This window comes from Marinobacter sp. E2, assembly GCF_055755345.1.
This window is the reverse complement of the sequence record NZ_CM146911.1, coordinates 3333302-3350525: the sequence shown is the minus strand read 5'-3', so window position 1 is coordinate 3350525 and position 17224 is coordinate 3333302. Positions and strand designations below refer to the sequence as shown.

Here is a 17224-nt window from a genome sequence, read left to right as displayed (position 1 = left end):
AAGTGTGGACGGTAAGTCGGTCAATTTACAGGCTTGTCATCGGGTTCCAACGTGACGGCCATCACTGATCCGAAGCCCCGCCAAAGCCCTGGTGACGGCTCTGGCGCCAGGTGTTCACGGCCGGGATCACGGCAACCACCAGTGCCGCCACCGGCACGGTGGCCAGAAGCGCCCACTCGCTCAGGGTCAATGGGCGCAGGCCGAGCTGCAGCCCGTATTCGGTCAGCAGCCAGGGACTGGCCAGGGGTATGGCCAGAGTGCCGATCAGCAGCGCCAGGACGCAGGCTGCCAGGGCGAGACCAAGGCACTCCAGCAGATACAGCGAGGCAATCAGCCCGGGCGAGGCGCCGGTGGCGCGCAGCACGGCAATTTCTTGGGCCCGTTGTGCCTGCAGTGTCAGGAGCACCGCCGCCAGCCCGATCAGGCTGGTTGCCACCACAAACCCGGTGATGCCCAGCAGTGCCGTCTCGAACTGGCCCATCAGCCGCCAGAGCTCGCTGAGGGCAACGCCGGGCAGAATGGCGGAGAGTGGCTCGCCGGCATACTGGTTGATTTCCCGTTGGATGCGGAAGGTCAGAATCGGCCGTTCAATACCCACAAAGACGGCGGTGATGGCATCGGGGGTGAAGTCGCGCCCCTCGGCCTGTTCACGGCTGAGGGTTCGTCCCGGTATGGCAACCCCGGATTCCCAGCCCACGTGCATGGCTTCCATGCCGTCCAGGCCAATGTACACGGCCTGGTCCACGGGTGTGCCGGTGGGGGCCAGAATGCCGGTTACGGTGAACGGGGTGTCCTGGTGGTTGGAAAAACTGGTTCGGCCGCCGCCGTGGGACAGGACAATGTCCTCTCCCACCTGGTGCCCCAGGGTTCGCGCGACGCCTGCACCGAGCACCACATCGAACACACCTTCGAACCATTGGCCCTGGGCCAGTTCCAGGGGCAGGTCCCGTCCGTACCGGAAGTGCGCCGGGAAGTTCTCGTCCGTTGCCACCACCCGGTAGCCCCGGTAGCTGTCGCCCAGGGAGATCGGGATCAGCCAGTCCAGGCGGTTGTCTTCCCTGAGTTTCTGGTAGGTTGACCAGCGGACGTTGTTGGTGGCATCGCCGATGTGAAACACCGTGTACAGCAGCAGGTTCAACTGGCCGCTTCGGGCTCCGACAATCAGGTCGGTGCCGCTGATGGTGTTGGTGAAGGACTGCCGGACCTCGGTTCGCAGATACTGGATGCCCAGCAGTAGCGACACGCTCAGGGTCAGTGTAACGCAAACCAGGGCAAGGACCTTTTTGCGGTGCCAGAGGCTGGCCAGGGCCAGGGACAGAGCGAGGCGTGCTTTCATGGCTGTTCGCTCCCGAGCGCCAGGCGGTTGTCGAAGTGGGCGGCGAGGGACTGGTCGTGGCTGACAAACAGCACCGATGTGCTGTGCTGCCGGGCGAGGGTCAGTAGCAGTTCCAGGAACCGGTCACGGTTGTCGGCGTCCAGGGCGGAGGTGGGCTCGTCCGCGAGAATCACCCGGGGGGTGCCGATCAATGCCCGTGCGGCGGCAATGCGCTGCTGTTGGCCGATGCTCAGGCGGGTAATCTTGCGATGCCAGTGATCCACCGGGATCGATAGTGCGGTGAGCAGGCGCTCTGCCTCGTTCTGCGGATCCGGTTCGCAGCGTTGTCTGCGAATCGCCGAGAGGCCGCAGGGCAGGGTTACGTTGCCGAGGGTGGTCAGGTAGGGCACAAGATTGAACTGTTGGAAGATGACACCCATGTGGTCGGCCCGGAACTGGTCCCGGGCGCCCGCGCCCAGGCGGTGGATGTCGGTACCATGGATGTCAATGGTGCCGCTGGCCGGGCGCAGCATGCCGGCAAGGAGGCTTAGCAGGGTGCTTTTGCCACAACCGCTGGGGCCGTGGATAAACAGATGTTCACCCTGTCTCAGATGGATGTCGGGGAACGTCAGCGGTGCCTGGTCCATCGACCACGAGAAGCCGAGACCGCGGACTTCGATGGCCATTTGCCCGTTTTGGGAACCAGGGCCGATTGTGTCTGTCTTGGTGTTCATGTTGATTGCCGTTTCGCCCATGTATGATGGCGGCTTGCCCTTTTGACTGTCAGGAGTCCATGGTCCGATGATGTTTTTCCCGGCACGTTCGCGTTTCGCGCTGCCCTGTCTCATGATGCTTGCACTGTTGTTGTCGCTGCCCGCAACCGGCCGCACTGAAACCCGGGAGATCGACTGGCTTGAACTGATGCCGGCCGAGGATCTCGCACTGCTGGAGAATATGCCAGAGATTGACCACGAGGGCGACGGCGCGCCCCTGTTGCCCGATGAAATCATGACCGGGCGCGTGGTGCCGGAGATGGGCAATGTCGAGGGCCGGATCCCGGGCTTTGTCGTACCCCTGAAAACCACCGAGGACATGCGCATCCTGGAATTCTTCCTGGTGCCTTACTACGGTGCCTGCATTCACGTACCGCCACCCCCTCCCAACCAGATCATCCACGTGAAGTACCGCGAGGGCTTTACCCTTGAGGCGCTGTACGACCCTGTGTGGATTGAGGGCAAGCTGGTGATCGAGCGCACAGAGAACGATATCGGCACCTCGTCCTACTCGATGGTAGCAACCGGGGTTGAGCCCTACACCGAGTGAATTCGCAGCGGTCCAGCGCGGCTGTTAGCGAGCGTTCAGGCTGAACCGGTCCACACCCTGTTCCAGGCGCTCGGAACCCTGACCGCCGGACCAGACCCACTCGACGCTCAGGTGCTCGATCTCGGGAAACCGCCCGGTCAGCGGCGTCGACAGGGTGGTGCCGTCGCCGAGGCCGGCGCAGCTGAGTGTCTGGGCGACTTCGAAATCGGTGTGCGTTGATTCTGGATGCTCTGATCCGGAGTGCCCGGATCCGTGGTCGTGGTGATCGTGTCCGTCAGCACCGGACTGGTGTTGCACATCGGCTTCCATGACCTTACAGCTGGGGTCTGTGGTGTCGACCAGGGGCGTCGAACCCAGCCAACGGGTGGTTTCCTGGACCGTCGTCTTCTGTTCGCCGGTATGGGCCTTGTGCTCAAAGCCGAGCAGGTTGTAGGCCGGTGAGGTGAACAGCAGGTCAATGCGATTGCCTTCTACCGCCAGTTGGAGTTCGGCGTTACCGTGGTCATGGGCGCCGGGGTTGTCGCCGCTGGCGACGCAGGTGTTGGCGGCCACTGCGCCCGTCAGCGCCAGTAGACAGCCGGTCAGTCGGGCTGGATTCATGGGGATGTCCTTTGACTCAAAATGATACGTTATAACATATTGATGCGGTGCCGGATAAAAATCAACAGGCAGTGCCTTGCCCCGTCCCGAATGCTAGGATAGGGCCCTAATCCATCAACACAGGACCTGCCTGTTTCATGTCAGAAACCGACGCCACCGGCGCTGCCCGCGCCGCTGAGTTTGAGCGCTGGGCCAACGTCTTCACCGCCCACAAGGCGTTCAGCCATCCCTCGGAGTTACACGGTGCACTGTGTGGTCGCCTGGCCGCCGGATCCCGGATCAATGAGCCGGAATGGTTGGCCATGGTATGCGAGCACATGGGATTACCCGAGCAGGCGGCAGAAGAATCGACTGATCTGGCGCCGTTCATGAACAGGGCCTACGAGCAAACCCTGGAACTCTTGAAATCCACCGACATGAGTTTCCACCCTTTGCTACCGGATGACGACTATGCCATCGAGCAACGGCTGGAAGCGCTGGTGTCCTGGGTGCGGGGTTTTCTGGAAGGGATGGCGCTGTCTGCCGGTGAGTCCCTGGGCCAGGCGCCGGATGAGATCCGCGAGCTGATCGAGGACATGGTGGCCATCAGCCAGTTATCCGAGGATGAGGAAGCCGACGAGGAAAGCGAGCAGCAGCTTCTGGAAATCACCGAATATATCCGGCTCGGTGCATTGGCCGTATTCACTGAGTTCAATGCGCCAGAACCGCCGAAGACAGATTCGCCGACCCTGCATTAAGCCGGGTCCCGATTGCAGGAGAGACGATGAATTCCATGATCCCCGTTAAGGAATTTGCAGAGCGCCGCCGCAAACTGATGGAGCGCATGGCGCCAGACAGTATCGCCATTATCCCGGCGGCGCCCGAGCGGGTACGCAACCGGGATGTTCTGCACCCGTTTCGTCAGGACAGCGATTTCCACTACCTGTCCGGTTTTGGTGAGCCGGAGGCAGTGCTGGCCCTGATCCCGGGGCGGGAGCATGGCGAGTCGGTGCTTTTCTGCAAGGAGCGTAACCCCGAAAAAGAGCTCTGGGACGGCTTTCTCGTCGGCCCTGAGGGCGCGATAGAGCGCTACGGGCTGGACGACGCCTTCCCGATTTCCGACATCGACGACATCCTGCCCGGCATGATCGAGGGCCGCAGCCGGGTGTACTACCCGCTGGGCAAGGACGATCATTTCGATGCACGGGTCATGGACTGGGTGAAGATGATTCGTAGCAAGGTGCGCAGCGGCGCGCATCCGCCCGGGGAATTCGTGGCCCTGGAACACCTGCTGCACGATTTGCGGCTGTACAAGAGCGCCAGCGAAATCAAAGTGATGGCCAAGGCCGCCCAGATCAGCGCCGAGGCCCACTGCCGCGCCATGAAGCGGGCACGGCGGGGCGGTTTCGAGTACAACCTTGAGGCCGAACTCATCCATACCTTCATGGAACATGGCGCCCGTTCCACTGCCTATCCCTCTATCGTGGGCGGTGGCGCCAACGGTTGTATCCTGCACTACATAGAGAACAGCGCCCCCCTGAAAGAGGGCGATCTGGTACTGATCGATGCCGGCTGCGAATACCAGTGTTATGCGTCGGACATTACCCGTACCTTCCCGATCAGCGGCAAATTCAGCCCGGAGCAGCGCGCCCTTTATGAGGTCGTTCTGGCGGCCCAGTACCGTGCCATCGAGGCGGTGTCGCCGGAGAACCACTGGAATCGTCCCCACGAGGCCGCCCTCGAGGTGCTGACCCAGGGCCTGATTGATCTGGGCTTGCTGTCCGGCACCCTGGAAGACGCCATCGCCAACGAGGCCTACAAGCCGTTCTTCATGCACCGCACCGGCCACTGGCTGGGCCTGGACGTGCACGACGTGGGCGATTACAAGGTGGGCGAAGCCTGGCGCCAGTTAGAGCCGGGTATGGTGCTGACGGTGGAACCGGGGCTCTACATCGCTCCCGACAACACCAGTGTGGATGAGAAATGGCGGGGGATTGGTATCCGCATTGAGGACGACGTGGTGGTCACCCGAGAGGGTTGCCGGGTACTGACTGAAGCGGTGCCGAAGACCATCGCTGAAATCGAAGCCCTGATGGCGGACTGACACCCGGTGGCCACGTTCGATACCGATCTCATCATTGCCGGCGGCGGTCTTGCCGGCGCGACCCTGGCGCTGGCGGTGGCCCGGGCGGTTCCGTCGCTGCGAGTGACCGTGGTGGAGGCCTTTCCGCTGTCGCCGGATGCCCTGCCCGAGAGTTACCAGCCCAGTTACGATGCCCGCTCCACGGCGCTCGCCTGGGGCTCACGGCTGATTTTCGAGGAGCTTGGGCTCTGGCAACGGCTGGCCGAGCACGCCACACCCATCAAGCACATTCACGTTTCCGACCGGGGCCACTTTGGCGCCACCCGATTGCACGCCGTCGACCACGGCCAGGAGGCCCTGGGCTATGTGGCCGACAACCGCTGGATGGGCCTTTGCCTGATGCGGGAGCTGCTGGATACAGGGGTGCAGTGGCGCGCACCGGCGGAAGTCACCGACATGGCGCCCATCCCCGAAGGTGTTCGGGTGCGTCTGTCAGAGGGCGATGACACCCGTGAAATGTCCGCCCGATGCCTGGTGGTGGCCGATGGCGGCCGATCGGGATTACGGGAGAAGCTCGGGTTCCAGCCCGATCGCCACAGCTATGGCCAGAATGCCCTGATCGCCAATGTCTCCACCAGCGACAGCCATGACTTTACCGCGTTCGAGCGCTTCACCGACGCCGGTCCCATGGCGCTGCTGCCCCACGGTTCGCCGGCCCGCGCAGGGCACCAGTCGGCGCTGGTCTGGACCCTGTCTGATGACGCCCTGGGCCAGGTACTTGAATTGTCTGACGAAGAAAAATGCCGATGGCTGCAGGAGCGGTTTGGCTGGCGGCTTGGGCGGTTCACCCGCATCGGCACCTGCCACCATTACCCGCTCACCCTGACCACGGTGGCCGAGCCGGTGCGCCCGGGCGTGGCACTCGTGGGCAACGCTGCCCATGCGCTGCACCCGGTGGCCGGTCAGGGTTTCAATCTCGCGCTTCGGGGGCTGATGACGCTGGTTGAACAGTTCCGGTTGGCGGAGGAGAACGGCCTTGGCATTGGTGATCTGGAAGTGCTGGGCCGCTACCAGAGCCTGCATCGTCAGGACTGGCAACAGACGGTGCGGTTTTCCGATTCCCTGATACGTCTGTTTGGCCAGTCCATGGCGCCAGTCGCCGCCGCCCGCGATGCCGGTCTGGTGGGCCTGGATCTGCTGCCCGGTGCCAAGCGCTGGTTTGCCCGCAAGGCCATGGGCCAGGGCGGGCGCCGCGCGGTGATCAACCGGCCCGGTAATCACCCGCGGGGGAGCATGGGTCATGAGTGAATCCAACCGCTTGGACATCCTGGTGGCCGGTGGCGGCATGATCGGTTCGGCCCTGGCCCTCGGCCTGTCCCGGCAGGGCTGGCAGGTGGGCCTGGTAGAGGGCGCCGACCATGACAGCCTGATGCGCGCGCCGGATCCCGCCGCCTCGGTAGACGATTTCGAGCCCAGGGTCAGTGCCCTGTCGCTCGCCAGTCAGCGTCTGTTGGAGCAGCTTGGCGTCTGGCCCGACATTGTTGCCGGTCGGCATTGTCCCTACCAGACCATGACTGTGTGGGACGCGGACGGCACCGGCCGTATCCGGTTTGAGGCGGCGGAACTCCAGACCCGCGCCCTGGGCACCATCGTCGAGAATCGGCGCATCGTACAGGCCCTGTTCACCGCCCTGGACCAGAGCCCGGTAACGCTTTTTGATGGCGCCAGGATGGTTGGCTGCCAGAGGCATCCGGAGGGTTTCCGGCTGGATCTGGCGGATGGCCGATCACTGTCGGCCAGGCTGCTGGTGGGCTGTGACGGCGCCCATTCGCCATTGCGACAGTGGGTGGGGTTACCGACGCGGGAGTGGGACTACGACCAGCAGGCCATAGTCTGTACGGTCCGTACCAGCCAGAGCCACCGCTACACCGCATGGCAGCGGTTTTCCCGGACCGGCCCCCTGGCGTTCCTGCCGCTGCTGCCGGAATCCGGTGAGGCGCATTTCTGTTCCATTGTCTGGTCCCAGGATACCACCGAAGCTCAACGACTGATGGCCCTGGACGATCACGCCTTTGCCCTCGAGCTTGAGCGGGCCATTGAACGCGAGCTGGGTGCGGTAGAGACGGTGTCCCGCCGGTTTGCCTTCCCACTGCGCCAGCGCCACGCCAAGGATTACGTCCTGCCGGGATTTGCCCTGTTGGGGGACGCTGCCCACACCATCCACCCGCTGGCAGGTCAGGGGGCCAACCTGGGTTACGGTGATGTTCGCGCCCTGATGAGCGAGCTGGCAAAAGCCCGGCAGGCGGGCCTGGATCCCGCCCACGAGCTGGTTCTGTCCCGCTACCAGCGCCGGCGCAAAGGGGAGAACCTGACCATGATGGCGGCCATGGAGGGCTTCAAGCAGCTTTTCGCCCGCGACGAGTTGCCAGTACGCTGGTTGCGCAACACCGGCCTGAGATGGCTCGACGGTCTCGGGCCGGTGAAAAATCGTATTGCCGCCGAGGCCATGGGGCTGCACGGCTGAACCTCTGAGCCGCATGGGCTCGGAACCTTTCAACCACAGAAAGACATAGCGACAGGAGTCTTTTCCATGGCAGGAAGCAGTCTGCTGATTCTGATCGACGACATCGCCACGGTGCTGGACGACGTCGCCCTGATGACCAAAACCGCGACCAAGAAGACCGCCGGCGTTCTGGGCGACGATCTGGCGCTCAACGCCCAGCAGGTGACCGGCGTAAAACCCGCCCGGGAGTTGCCGGTGGTGTGGGCGGTGGCCAAGGGCTCGATGATCAACAAGGCGATTCTGGTGCCCGCTGCCCTGGCAATCAGCTTTTTCATGCCGTGGCTGGTGACGCCGCTGTTGATGCTCGGCGGCGCCTTTCTGTGTTACGAGGGCTTCGAGAAGCTGGTGCACAAGTTCCTGCACCGGGAAGAAGACGAGAAGCACAAGGGCGAGCTCCACGAGGCCCTGAAGAACCCGGAAGTGGACCTGCGTGCCCTCGAGAAAGACAAGATCAAGGGTGCCATCCGCACCGATTTCATCCTCTCCGCCGAGATCATCGCCATTACCCTGGGCACTGTGACCAGCCAGACCATTGGTATGCAGTTCCTGGTGCTGGCGGTGGTTGCCGTGCTTATTACGGTTGGCGTCTATGGCCTGGTGGCGGGTATCGTGAAGCTGGACGATGGCGGCCTGTACCTGAGCCAGACCGATAGCCCGATATGGCAGAAGCTTGGAGCGGGCATACTCTGGCTGGCGCCCTACCTGATGAAAACCCTGTCGGTGCTCGGCACGCTCGCCATGTTCCTGGTGGGTGGCGGTATCTTGACCCACGGTTTCACGCCCGTGTACGACGCCATTCACCACTTCGCCGAGGGGTTCAGCGGTGTGGTTGCGTTGCTGCTGCCGACCGTGGCGGATGGTCTGTTCGGGGTGCTGGCCGGTGCTGTCCTGGTAGCGGTGATTACGCCTCTGGTGAAATGGTGGCAGCAACGCTCCGCCTGAGACTGGCCAGTAAGCGATCCTAGCGGCAGCTGTCGAACAGCCGACTGATCAGCACCGGAACGGCGGTTTCCACTCTGAGGATGCGCGGGCCGAGGTGCACTCCCTGACAGCCGGCCTCCTCCAGTTTGCCCACTTCGTAATCGGTAAATCCGCCCTCCGGGCCGACACACAGAAGCGCAGGCTCCTCAAGGTGTGCCGGGCAGGGCGCCGACGTGCCCGGGTGGGCCACGAATGCCTGTTTTGCAGCCAGCAACGCCGGCAATTCGTCCTCGACAAACGGCTTGAACAGCTTGCGGATGTGCACGGTGGGCATCCGGGTGTCCTTTGCCTGCTCAAGGCCCAGCACCAGGTTCTCCCGCAGGTGGTCCTCGGACAGCCAGGGCGTCTGCCAGAAGCTTTTCTCCACCTTGTAGCTGTTGATCAGCCAGAGATCCTTGACGCCCAGGGCAGCGCAGGTTTGCAGGACGCGGCGAAACATCTTGGGCCTGGGCATGGCCAGGACCAGCGTAAGCGGTAACGGGGGCGGCGGTGGCTGGTCCAGGGTAACCCTGAGCTCCGCCTCGGAGTCCGTGAGCCTGACGACCTCGCCAGTGCCCATCGGGCCATCGACTCGGCCGACCGGTACCCGGTCGCCGGTGGCCACCTTGATGACCGAGGTCAGGTGCGTCAGGCGACGCCCCTTCAATACCGCGCGATCAGCGTCCACAAAGTCGCTGTCGAACAGCAGGGCCAGATTCATTCGCCGGTGGGCTCGTCGGTTTCCGGGTCAGCGGCTTCCCGCCTTGCCAGCCGCCCGAAGAGGATGCCGAATTCAAACAGGATCCACATGGGCACTGCCAGCAGGGTCTGGGAGATGATGTCGGGCGGCGTCAGCAGCATGCCGATGATAAAACAGGCCACCACCACATAGGGGCGCTTGGCGGCCAGGTCATCGGGCGTGGTGGCGCCGGTCAGGATCAGCAACACGGTGGCGATGGGGATCTCGAAGGCGACACCAAAGGCGAAGAACATCTTCAGCACGAAGTTGAGGTAGCTGGTGATGTCCGGCAGCTCAACAATGCCCTCGGGGCCTATCGCAGTAAAGAAGCCGAAGACTAGCGGAAACACCACAAAGTAGGCGAAGGCTGCGCCCGCGTAAAACAGGATCACCGAGGTGAACAGCAGCGGGAAGGCCAGGCGCTTTTCATGGGCATAGAGCCCGGGGGCGATGAAGCTCCAGAGCTGGTAGAGGATGATCGGAATGGCGGCAAACACCGCCAGCACCAGAGCCAGCTTCAGGGGCGCGAAGAACGGCGAGGTCACGTCCGTGGCGATCATGGTCTGGCCAACTGGCAGCAGCGAGCGGATAGGCTCGGACAGCCACAGGTACAGCTCGTTGGCGAACGGATAGATGGCGGCAAAGCAGATCAGCACTGCCAGCACCATTTTCAGCAGACGGTTGCGCAGCTCGAGCAGATGCTCGATCAGGGGCATTTCCTGCTGGTCCGGAGGCATCTGGTTGCCGTCGGGTTTTGCATTCATGGACGGTTATCCGGCGGACTTTGCGGTGTTTTGTTGTCGGTTTGTTCATGGCTGTCCGTGCCGGGTTGTTCGTGGCCGTCCGTGCCGGACTGGGGTGAGGCTTCGCTGGCGGCGGCCCGGTTCTGATCGGCTGAGCTACCAGCATCCCTTTCGGCGGCCACGCGGCGTGTGGCCGGGGCCGGTCGGGGTTTGCGGGTTTCGCTCTCCGGCAGAATCATGTGCTCGTATTTCTTCGCCTCGTCCAGGGCGCCACGCACGGTTTTCTGGACGTCGTCGATGCCCACGTCGCCCGCCTTGCGAAGCTCTTCCCGCAGTTCATCGGCCTTGAGCTGGCGGTCCAGTTCCGAGGTGAACTGGCTGACCATCCTGCGGGCGCCACCGACCCAGCGGCCGGCAGCACGGGCAGCCGTCGGCAGGCGCTCGGGGCCAAGCACCAACAGCGCGATAACGCCGCAGATCAACAGCTCAAGAAAGCCGATATCGAACATTCAGCCTGGTCTCAGCTGTGGGACTTGTCCCGGGCCTTGTCATCGGCGGCGGCCTGCTGCTGCTCGCCTTCCTTGCCTTCCAGCGACTCCTGGCTCCCGGCCTTGGCGTTTTCGCCGTCGGCCTTGGTGTCGTCGTCATTCATGGACTTCTTGAAGCCACGGATGGCGCCGCCCAGGTCGCTGCCGATGTTGCGCAGTTTCTTGGTTCCGAACAACAGAATGACAATGCCGAGTACGATTAGTAGTTGCCAGATGCTGATACCCATGCAGGGGTCCTCGTATGATGTTGCTGTTTTATGTCATTGTACGTTAACAGAAGCGACCGGCGGAAACCCCCCGTTAGTGGTATGCCCGTTACCGGTTCCGCGACGCCTTTTCCTCGAGTCCCGAGAGATCGAACCGGCTGGCGAGTTCGTCCAGCACGTCCCTGGGGCCCAGCCCCAGTCTCGAGAGCATGACCAGGCTGTGGAACCAGAGATCCGCGGTTTCGCACACCAGTTCCCGGGTCTCTCCGGAACGCTCGGCATCCTTGGCCGCGAGCAGGGTTTCGGTGCACTCTTCGCCCACCTTTTCCAGAATCTTGTTCAGGCCTTTGGCGTGGAGACTGGCCACGTAGGAGGTTTCCGGATCCGCCTCCTTGCGGGCCTCCAGAACCCGGGCCAGATTTTCCAGTACATCGTTCACTGTCAGAGCTCCTTACTTACTGCCGTAAATGCGGTTCGGATCCTTGAGTACGGGATCTTTTTCCACCCACTGGCCGTTCTCGAGAGACCGGTAAAAACAGCTGCGTCTGCCGGTATGACAAGCGATGCCGCCTTTCTGATCCACCTTAAGCAGCACCACGTCATTGTCGCAGTCGAGCCGGATGTCGCGGATGACCTGCTGGTGCCCGGAAGTTTCACCCTTGCGCCACAGCTTGCCCCGGGAACGGGACCAGTAGACCGCATGGCCTTCCTCTGCGCTCAGCCGCAGGGATTCGGCATTCATCCAGGCCATCATCAGGATATCGCCGGTCTCGGCGTCCTGGGCGATGGCTGGCACCAGACCGTCTTCGGTCCAGCGGATACTGTTCAACCAGTCGGGGTTGCCGACATTATCCGAGCTATCTTGCATTTTCGTGAATCCTGAAATTTCCATGGTGCCGGTAACCGGTTATCGGCTGCCCCGAAGGACCAGCCCACAGGCCACGGCAAACAGCGCCCAGCTCCAGGTGGGCACCGTCTGCAGCCACTGCTGGCTGTCCGGGTGCGTACCGGCGAGCCCTGCCGCAATGAGCAGAACGGCCACGGTGCCCCGGCGCCAGCGGCGCTCGGTGCGCACCTGTTGTTCCCGAAGAAGCTCCAGTGTAGCGCGATTCTGGGGCTCCGTGGGACCGGCCTGGCGCAGCTGCAACAGGGCGTCGTGCACCAACTGTGGCATTTCGGGCGACTGCTCGAGCCAGGAGGGCAGGTGCGACTGCAGGGACTTGAGCAGGCCGGATGGGCCAATGCGCTTGCGCATCCAGGTTTCCAGATAGGGCTGCGCGGTGCTCCAGAGGTCCAGGTCCGGGTACAGCTGGCGCCCCAGGCCCTCCACGTTGAGCAGCGTTTTCTGCAGCAGCACCAGCTGAGGCTGAACTTCCATATTGAAGCGCCGCGCGGTCTGGAACAGGCGCAGCAGGAAGTGGCCGAACGAAATGTCCTTCAGCGGCTTCTCGAAGATCGGCTCGCATACGGTGCGAATGGCCGCCTCGAACTGGTTCACCGGGGTGTCTGGCGGCACCCAGCCGGACTGGATGTGCAACTGGGCCACCTGGCGGTAGTCGCGTCGGAAAAACGCGAGCAGGTTTCGGGCAAGGTAGCTCTGGTCGTCTGGCGCCAGTGTACCCACGATGCCGAAGTCGATGGCAATGTACCGGGGATCCGCCGGGTTGGACGTGTCCACGAAGATGTTGCCCGGGTGCATGTCGGCGTGGAAGAAGCTGTCACGGAACACCTGGGTGAAGAAGATCTCCACGCCCTTTTCCGCCAGCACTTTCATATCCACACCGGCGCTTTTCAGAGCGTCGGTGTCGGCGATGGGAATGCCGTGGATGCGCTCCATGACCAGTACCGACTTGCGGGTGTAGTCCCAGTCGATGAACGGAATGTAGATCAGCGAGGAGTTCTCGAAATTCCGGCGCAGCTGGCTGGCGTTCGCGGCTTCGCGCTGCAGGTCGAGCTCGTCGTGGATGGTGGCGTCGTAGTCGGCGACCACCTCCACCGGGTGCAGGCGTTTGCCTTCGGACCAGTATTTCTCCAGCAGGCCGGCCATCAGATACATCAGCGCCAGATCCTGGCGGATGACCGGCTCAATGCCAGGGCGAAGCACCTTCACCACCACTTTCTGGCCGTTGGGCAGAGTCGCGGCGTGCACCTGGGCCACGGAGGCGGACGCCAGCGGATCCGGGCTGAACTCGGCGAAGAGTTCCGAAACAGGGGCGCCCAGGGATTCCTCGATGATGCCTCTGGCCTGAGCGCTGGGGAACGGGGGAACACGATCCTGCAGGTTCTTCAGGGACTGTGCCATGTCGTCGGGTAACAGATCCCGCCGTGTGGACAGGATCTGCCCGAACTTTACGAACACCGGCCCCAGTTCCTCCAGGGCCAGGCGCAGGCGATCACCGCGGTCGAGTTTTGGTTGCGGGAACAGGTGCCAGGGCGCCAGCAGGAAGAACAGTTTCAGAGGGGCAGGCAGTTCAGCGATCGGCAGGAATGTGTCCAGCCGGTAACGGCAGAATACCCAGGCAATTCGGAACAGGCGGCGCAGTCGGGTCACGGCGTCTCCGGTTGGTCGTTCTGGTCGCCCCGGGCGATCAGGTCCAGGCGGGCCTGCAGGCGGTCCGTGCGCAGGCTGAGCTCATCGATGTCCTCGAAGGTGGCTTCCAGTTCCCGCCGACCGGGCAGGGCACGGCTCTCCTCGTGCACGTACTCCTCGATGTTGGCGTTGAGGGACTGGAACGCCTGCCGGCTCCAGCGCAGGGCGCCGCGAACCCGCTGGCCAAGGAAGTGGGCGGGCACATCGCCGATGTGACGGGCCAGGGCGGCTTCCCAGTCCGGATTCAGCTGGTTCAGGGCGCGTTGCAGCTGGTGGGCCAGAGCCATATCGCCGCTGACGTCGAGCCGGCCATCGGCGAACACCCGATCATCGCCGGTGGCCAGGGCGGCAAAGGCAATGGGCCTGCCGGTGATTTCGAGGGCCGGCGAGTCTACCGGCTGGCTGCCCACCCGAACCCGGTCACCGGCCCGGTCCAGGGTATAGGTGAGAGCAATCGGAGCGGTCACGGTAAACTGCACCGGGCCCGCCAGTGCCGCCATCAGCGCTTTTTGCCCGACCGGGTCCAGCTCAAGCGCCCGGTTCAGGGCACTTTCCAGTACGGCGGATACGGCAGACAGCAGGGTCGGGCCGGGAAACATCAGGGCTTGATTCCCACGTGCAGTGCCACGATGCCACCGGTCATGTTGTAGTACTTGCAGTTCACCAGACCGGCGTTTTCCATCATGCCTTTCAGGGTGTCCTGGTCCGGGTGCATGCGGATGGACTCGGCCAGGTACTTGTAGCTTTCGCTGTCGCCGGCAATCAGCTGGCCCATCAGCGGCAGGGCCGAGAACGAGTAGGTGTCGTAGGCCTTGCTCAGCAGCGGATTGGTGGGTTTGGAAAACTCGAGCACCATCAGCTTGCCGCCGGGCTTGAGGACCCGGGTCATGTCCCGCAGAGCCTGGTCCTTGTCCGTCACGTTGCGCAGACCGAAGGCAATGGACACCGCGTTGAAGTTGTTGTCCGGAAACGGCAGGTTTTCGGCATCCGCCTGCACATACTCAATGTTGCCGGCATAACCGCGGTCGGTCAGCCGGCTTCGGCCGACCTGCAGCATGGAGGCGTTGATGTCCGCCAGCACCACCCTGCCGGACGGCCCCACAAGGTCCGAGAACTTCATGGTAAGGTCGCCGGTGCCGCCGGCGATGTCCAGCACCTGATGGCCGGGCCGGACGCCGGAAAGCTCGATGGTGAAGCGCTTCCACAGCCGGTGGATGCCCATGGACATCAGGTCGTTCATGAGGTCGTACTTGCCGGCCACGCTGTGGAACACTTCCGCCACCTGGTTCGCTTTCTGGCTCTTGGGCACGTTGCGAAAACCGAAGTGGGTCACGTCGTCCTGGCCGTTACCGTTGGTGGCCGGGTTGGCTGGCGTTTGCTGCTCGCTCATGAGGCTGTCCTGTCAGAATCTGAACCCCGTATTCTAACCGCTGACGGGGTTGCTACAAGGGTGGCGGCGAGTTAAATCGCGCCCTACACTGTAAAGCCGAACAAATTCGAGAGAAAACCGATTCATGTCAGTTATTGATGTACACCGTCCCCACAGTCTGGACAAGGAGCACGCCCGTCAGGCGGCCGAGTCCCTGGCGCAGGATCTGTCCCGTCAGTTCGACGTGCATTACCAGTGGGAAGGCGACCAGTTGAAGTTCAAGCGCAGTGGCGTCAAAGGCCACCTTCACATCAGCCCTTCAGAGCTGCACATTCATCTCGAGCTGGGCATGATGCTCCGGCCTTTCAAATCCCGCATCGAGCAGGAAATTCATTCCCAGCTGGATCAGATCATCAAGGCCTGAGCCCCCGCCAGCGTCACAGGTTGTCTGGAAGCCGGAAGGGCTCCGGGTGATCGGCCATCAGATTGCGCATCACCTGCTGTTCCCGGCTCACCAGGCGGTCGATCAGCAGGTGCACGTCTTCCATCTTGCGGAATGCCGAGTAACCCCGGTGCAGGAAGCTGTGCAGGTCGGTGAGGTCGGCCATCTCTGCGGGGCCGCGGCTGATGGATAGCAGCCAGCCCAGGGTACGGTTACGGACGTAACGATCCAGTTGCTGACCGACCTCGGCTACCAGTCGAATCTGCCTCTCCCGCTGGTCGGGCTGACGGGTTTCCCGGTAGGCGGCGCCGTAGCGGGCGGGGGTCAGTGCTGCAGCGGGTACATTCTGCCGCTCCAGGATCTCGGCGAGTTCCAGGTCGAGCTGCTGGGTCAGCAGATTCAGTTCTACCAGTCCGGCGAAGGTGTCCAGCAGGTTGTCCGGCAGCCACTTCACCATTTTGGGGAATATCCGGTCGACGTTGTCGTCCCGTCGGGTCATACCCGCCGGCGCGTACAGGTCGGTGAGCAGGAACTCCAGACCCTGATGGTAGCCCGGGTGCTGGTATAGGTCGTGGTGTGTGGCCTTGAGCCGTTGGGCCTGCCAGTCGGCTACCTCGAAGGTCTGGTCGAGCAGGGGGTGCGCGGCCTTGTGTTGCCGGAAATCGTGGTAGTCGATCAGCAACCGTTGCAGCCGGCGGGCGCTCTCGGATCGGGTGTCGGTGGCGACCAGGCGCTCACGGTACATGGGGTGGCTCCACAAAACTGAGAAACGCGCAGTTTAGCGAAGCCGGCGCAACCTTGCAGCCGTGGCGGTCGCGCGCTATCAGGCCTGGGCCGCAGCGGGCAGGGTCTCGAAGCCGGGCACCCATTCCTTGCTGTCGAGGGTGATGAAGTGGCTCGGCGCCTCGGTTTCCACGATTCTCATGGTGGTGGGGCTCTGGCGGGCGCTGGCGAGCATGGCCGAGCGGTCCAGGATCCGGTCCACCGCCGGAATCAGGAAGGTCCCGTGGCGAACGTGCTTGTAGATGCTGGTGTCGGTGCGGTCCATCCAGTCCATGATGTTCTCGATGTTGCGAACGATGGTCAGGTGGTCCTTGGTGGCCGAGAACAGCTTGCTCAGGAGTTGCTTCTTGCGCGGGTTCATCTTGCCGAAGAAGGTCTGGCCATAGGCAGATGAGGGCGCGCTGTTGATCAGACGGATTACCCAGGGCCACATGCCATGGCTCACCGGTTCCAGGATGGTGGTCACCAGTGCAGACAGCCGGCCATTGGGCAGTACCGGGGCTTCCAGCACCACCTCAACATCCTCATAGAGCTCGGGCCACTGCTTGATGGCCTCCAGAATCACCGCGCCACCCCGGGAATGGCCGTGTAGCCGGATGTTCTCGGTGGTGGGCAGATTGGAGAGAGCCTGGTTGAGAATGCAGGCGTCGTACTCGATGGTGCCCTCGAGCTGCTTGATGGGCACTTCCCACTCCGGTGTCTCCGGAGTCACGCCATTCACCGGGATGTGGTAGTTGCTGCAGGTCAGCAAAATCAGTTCGGTGGTGGGCGCTTCGTAGGCCTGCGTGAAGTAACAGTGGTTTTCCAGAAAACCGTGCACGCCGATAACGGTCTGTTCAGCCGCACCGCTGTGGTTGCGAACGGAGACCGCGCCCTTGCCAACGCGATAGACCCGCCCGGAGAACATTTCCGAGTAGGCGCTCTCAATCGGTTTTATCAGCTTTCGAACGTGACTGGCTTTCATAACGGTTCTCCCACCCG

At 62.9% G+C, this 17224-nt stretch carries 21 protein-coding genes; 7 read left to right on the top strand and 14 right to left on the bottom strand.

Annotated features, from left to right (window positions below; all coding sequences use genetic code 11):
* Positions 1-61 precede the first annotated feature (61 nt).
* Together AC0J1C_RS15320 and AC0J1C_RS15315 are read right to left on the bottom strand one after the other, a co-directional pair.
* Positions 62-1336, bottom strand: a complete 1275-nt coding sequence (locus AC0J1C_RS15320) for an ABC transporter permease (RefSeq protein ID WP_473044644.1) — start codon at positions 1334-1336, stop codon at positions 62-64.
* Complete coding sequence (locus tag AC0J1C_RS15315; protein ID WP_473044643.1) at positions 1333-2049, bottom strand: ABC transporter ATP-binding protein; 717 nt, start codon at positions 2047-2049, stop codon at positions 1333-1335. The genes AC0J1C_RS15320 and AC0J1C_RS15315 overlap by 4 nt, the downstream gene beginning before the upstream one ends.
* A gap of 67 nt (positions 2050-2116) precedes the next feature.
* Between AC0J1C_RS15315 and AC0J1C_RS15310 the strand changes: the two genes are divergently transcribed.
* Positions 2117-2638, top strand: coding sequence for a DUF3299 domain-containing protein (locus AC0J1C_RS15310; protein WP_473044642.1), 522 nt, complete (start codon positions 2117-2119; stop codon positions 2636-2638).
* Between the two features lie 24 nt (positions 2639-2662).
* Here the strand turns inward: AC0J1C_RS15310 and AC0J1C_RS15305 are convergent, their stop codons facing one another.
* Entirely contained in the window at positions 2663-3238 is a 576-nt protein-coding gene (locus tag AC0J1C_RS15305) for a ZrgA family zinc uptake protein (RefSeq protein ID WP_473044640.1), read from the bottom strand.
* A gap of 137 nt (positions 3239-3375) precedes the next feature.
* Here AC0J1C_RS15305 and AC0J1C_RS15300 point away from each other — a divergent pair, with 137 nt between their 5' ends.
* The 5 genes from AC0J1C_RS15300 to AC0J1C_RS15280 all read left to right on the top strand — a co-directional run bounded on the left by AC0J1C_RS15300 (position 3376) and on the right by AC0J1C_RS15280 (position 8805).
* The gene (locus AC0J1C_RS15300; RefSeq protein ID WP_473044639.1) at positions 3376-3975 is read left to right on the top strand and encodes a UPF0149 family protein; all 600 of its coding nucleotides are present in this window, start codon (positions 3376-3378) and stop codon (positions 3973-3975) included.
* Positions 3976-4001: 26 nt separating this feature from the next.
* Entirely contained in the window at positions 4002-5321 is a 1320-nt protein-coding gene (gene pepP, locus AC0J1C_RS15295; RefSeq protein ID WP_091988064.1) for a Xaa-Pro aminopeptidase, read from the top strand.
* A gap of 6 nt (positions 5322-5327) precedes the next feature.
* On the top strand, positions 5328-6608 hold the full coding sequence (ubiH, locus tag AC0J1C_RS15290; RefSeq protein ID WP_473044638.1) for a 2-octaprenyl-6-methoxyphenyl hydroxylase: 1281 nt from the start codon (positions 5328-5330) through the stop codon (positions 6606-6608).
* The gene (locus AC0J1C_RS15285; RefSeq protein ID WP_473044637.1) at positions 6601-7824 is read left to right on the top strand and encodes a UbiH/UbiF/VisC/COQ6 family ubiquinone biosynthesis hydroxylase; all 1224 of its coding nucleotides are present in this window, start codon (positions 6601-6603) and stop codon (positions 7822-7824) included. The genes ubiH and AC0J1C_RS15285 overlap by 8 nt, the downstream gene beginning before the upstream one ends.
* A gap of 66 nt (positions 7825-7890) precedes the next feature.
* Positions 7891-8805 carry a DUF808 domain-containing protein gene (locus AC0J1C_RS15280; protein WP_473044636.1) on the top strand — a complete coding sequence of 305 codons (915 nt, stop codon included), beginning with the start codon at positions 7891-7893 and terminating at the stop codon, positions 8803-8805.
* 19 nt (positions 8806-8824) lie between these two features.
* Here AC0J1C_RS15280 and AC0J1C_RS15275 read toward each other — a convergent pair whose 3' ends face one another.
* The 9 genes from AC0J1C_RS15275 to ubiE form a co-directional block, all read right to left on the bottom strand.
* On the bottom strand, positions 8825-9544 hold the full coding sequence (locus tag AC0J1C_RS15275) for a 16S rRNA (uracil(1498)-N(3))-methyltransferase (RefSeq protein WP_473044634.1): 720 nt from the start codon (positions 9542-9544) through the stop codon (positions 8825-8827).
* Positions 9541-10326: a twin-arginine translocase subunit TatC gene (gene tatC, locus AC0J1C_RS15270; protein ID WP_473044633.1), complete on the bottom strand. Its 786-nt coding sequence runs from the start codon at positions 10324-10326 to the stop codon at positions 9541-9543. Before tatC ends, AC0J1C_RS15275 begins: the two co-directional genes overlap by 4 nt.
* Positions 10323-10814, bottom strand: coding sequence for a Sec-independent protein translocase protein TatB (gene tatB, locus AC0J1C_RS15265; protein ID WP_473044632.1), 492 nt, complete (start codon positions 10812-10814; stop codon positions 10323-10325). Before tatB ends, tatC begins: the two co-directional genes overlap by 4 nt.
* Before the next feature lie 11 nt (positions 10815-10825).
* Entirely contained in the window at positions 10826-11080 is a 255-nt protein-coding gene (gene tatA / locus AC0J1C_RS15260; protein ID WP_473044630.1) for a Sec-independent protein translocase subunit TatA, read from the bottom strand.
* An 88-nt stretch (positions 11081-11168) separates the two neighbouring features.
* Complete coding sequence (locus tag AC0J1C_RS15255; RefSeq protein WP_473044629.1) at positions 11169-11498, bottom strand: phosphoribosyl-ATP diphosphatase; 330 nt, start codon at positions 11496-11498, stop codon at positions 11169-11171.
* Positions 11499-11510: 12 nt separating this feature from the next.
* The gene (gene hisI / locus AC0J1C_RS15250) at positions 11511-11927 is read right to left on the bottom strand and encodes a phosphoribosyl-AMP cyclohydrolase (RefSeq protein WP_473044627.1); all 417 of its coding nucleotides are present in this window, start codon (positions 11925-11927) and stop codon (positions 11511-11513) included.
* Positions 11928-11966: 39 nt separating this feature from the next.
* Positions 11967-13610, bottom strand: a complete 1644-nt coding sequence (gene ubiB, locus AC0J1C_RS15245; RefSeq protein ID WP_473044625.1) for a ubiquinone biosynthesis regulatory protein kinase UbiB — start codon at positions 13608-13610, stop codon at positions 11967-11969.
* Positions 13607-14248, bottom strand: coding sequence for an SCP2 domain-containing protein (locus AC0J1C_RS15240; protein WP_375183785.1), 642 nt, complete (start codon positions 14246-14248; stop codon positions 13607-13609). Before AC0J1C_RS15240 ends, ubiB begins: the two co-directional genes overlap by 4 nt.
* The gene (gene ubiE / locus AC0J1C_RS15235; protein WP_375183786.1) at positions 14248-15039 is read right to left on the bottom strand and encodes a bifunctional demethylmenaquinone methyltransferase/2-methoxy-6-polyprenyl-1,4-benzoquinol methylase UbiE; all 792 of its coding nucleotides are present in this window, start codon (positions 15037-15039) and stop codon (positions 14248-14250) included. Before ubiE ends, AC0J1C_RS15240 begins: the two co-directional genes overlap by 1 nt.
* Before the next feature lie 124 nt (positions 15040-15163).
* Here ubiE and AC0J1C_RS15230 point away from each other — a divergent pair, with 124 nt between their 5' ends.
* Positions 15164-15442 (top strand): polyhydroxyalkanoic acid system family protein, encoded by a 279-nt coding sequence (locus AC0J1C_RS15230; RefSeq protein ID WP_091988031.1) that lies wholly within the window; start codon positions 15164-15166, stop codon positions 15440-15442.
* Between the two features lie 13 nt (positions 15443-15455).
* Here the strand turns inward: AC0J1C_RS15230 and AC0J1C_RS15225 are convergent, their stop codons facing one another.
* Entirely contained in the window at positions 15456-16205 is a 750-nt protein-coding gene (locus AC0J1C_RS15225; RefSeq protein ID WP_473044622.1) for a DUF8198 family protein, read from the bottom strand.
* A 78-nt stretch (positions 16206-16283) separates the two neighbouring features.
* Positions 16284-17207 carry an alpha/beta hydrolase gene (locus AC0J1C_RS15220; protein ID WP_473044620.1) on the bottom strand — a complete coding sequence of 308 codons (924 nt, stop codon included), beginning with the start codon at positions 17205-17207 and terminating at the stop codon, positions 16284-16286.
* Positions 17208-17224 lie beyond the last annotated feature (17 nt).

Coding starts and splice junctions, on each gene's coding strand:
- AC0J1C_RS15280 (WP_473044636.1), top strand. CDS start 7,891: ATGGCAGGAAGCAGTCTGCTGATTCTGATCGACGACATCGCCACGGTG.
- tatC (WP_473044633.1), bottom strand. CDS start 10,326: ATGAATGCAAAACCCGACGGCAACCAGATGCCTCCGGACCAGCAGGAA.
- AC0J1C_RS15220 (WP_473044620.1), bottom strand. CDS start 17,207: ATGAAAGCCAGTCACGTTCGAAAGCTGATAAAACCGATTGAGAGCGCC.
- hisI (WP_473044627.1), bottom strand. CDS start 11,927: ATGCAAGATAGCTCGGATAATGTCGGCAACCCCGACTGGTTGAACAGT.
- AC0J1C_RS15315 (WP_473044643.1), bottom strand. CDS start 2,049: ATGAACACCAAGACAGACACAATCGGCCCTGGTTCCCAAAACGGGCAA.
- AC0J1C_RS15320 (WP_473044644.1), bottom strand. CDS start 1,336: ATGAAAGCACGCCTCGCTCTGTCCCTGGCCCTGGCCAGCCTCTGGCAC.
- AC0J1C_RS15285 (WP_473044637.1), top strand. CDS start 6,601: ATGAGTGAATCCAACCGCTTGGACATCCTGGTGGCCGGTGGCGGCATG.
- ubiE (WP_375183786.1), bottom strand. CDS start 15,039: ATGAGCGAGCAGCAAACGCCAGCCAACCCGGCCACCAACGGTAACGGC.
- AC0J1C_RS15275 (WP_473044634.1), bottom strand. CDS start 9,544: ATGAATCTGGCCCTGCTGTTCGACAGCGACTTTGTGGACGCTGATCGC.
- pepP (WP_091988064.1), top strand. CDS start 4,002: ATGAATTCCATGATCCCCGTTAAGGAATTTGCAGAGCGCCGCCGCAAA.
- tatB (WP_473044632.1), bottom strand. CDS start 10,814: ATGTTCGATATCGGCTTTCTTGAGCTGTTGATCTGCGGCGTTATCGCG.
- AC0J1C_RS15225 (WP_473044622.1), bottom strand. CDS start 16,205: ATGTACCGTGAGCGCCTGGTCGCCACCGACACCCGATCCGAGAGCGCC.
- AC0J1C_RS15240 (WP_375183785.1), bottom strand. CDS start 14,248: ATGTTTCCCGGCCCGACCCTGCTGTCTGCCGTATCCGCCGTACTGGAA.
- AC0J1C_RS15300 (WP_473044639.1), top strand. CDS start 3,376: ATGTCAGAAACCGACGCCACCGGCGCTGCCCGCGCCGCTGAGTTTGAG.
- AC0J1C_RS15230 (WP_091988031.1), top strand. CDS start 15,164: ATGTCAGTTATTGATGTACACCGTCCCCACAGTCTGGACAAGGAGCAC.
- AC0J1C_RS15305 (WP_473044640.1), bottom strand. CDS start 3,238: ATGAATCCAGCCCGACTGACCGGCTGTCTACTGGCGCTGACGGGCGCA.
- AC0J1C_RS15310 (WP_473044642.1), top strand. CDS start 2,117: ATGATGTTTTTCCCGGCACGTTCGCGTTTCGCGCTGCCCTGTCTCATG.
- tatA (WP_473044630.1), bottom strand. CDS start 11,080: ATGGGTATCAGCATCTGGCAACTACTAATCGTACTCGGCATTGTCATT.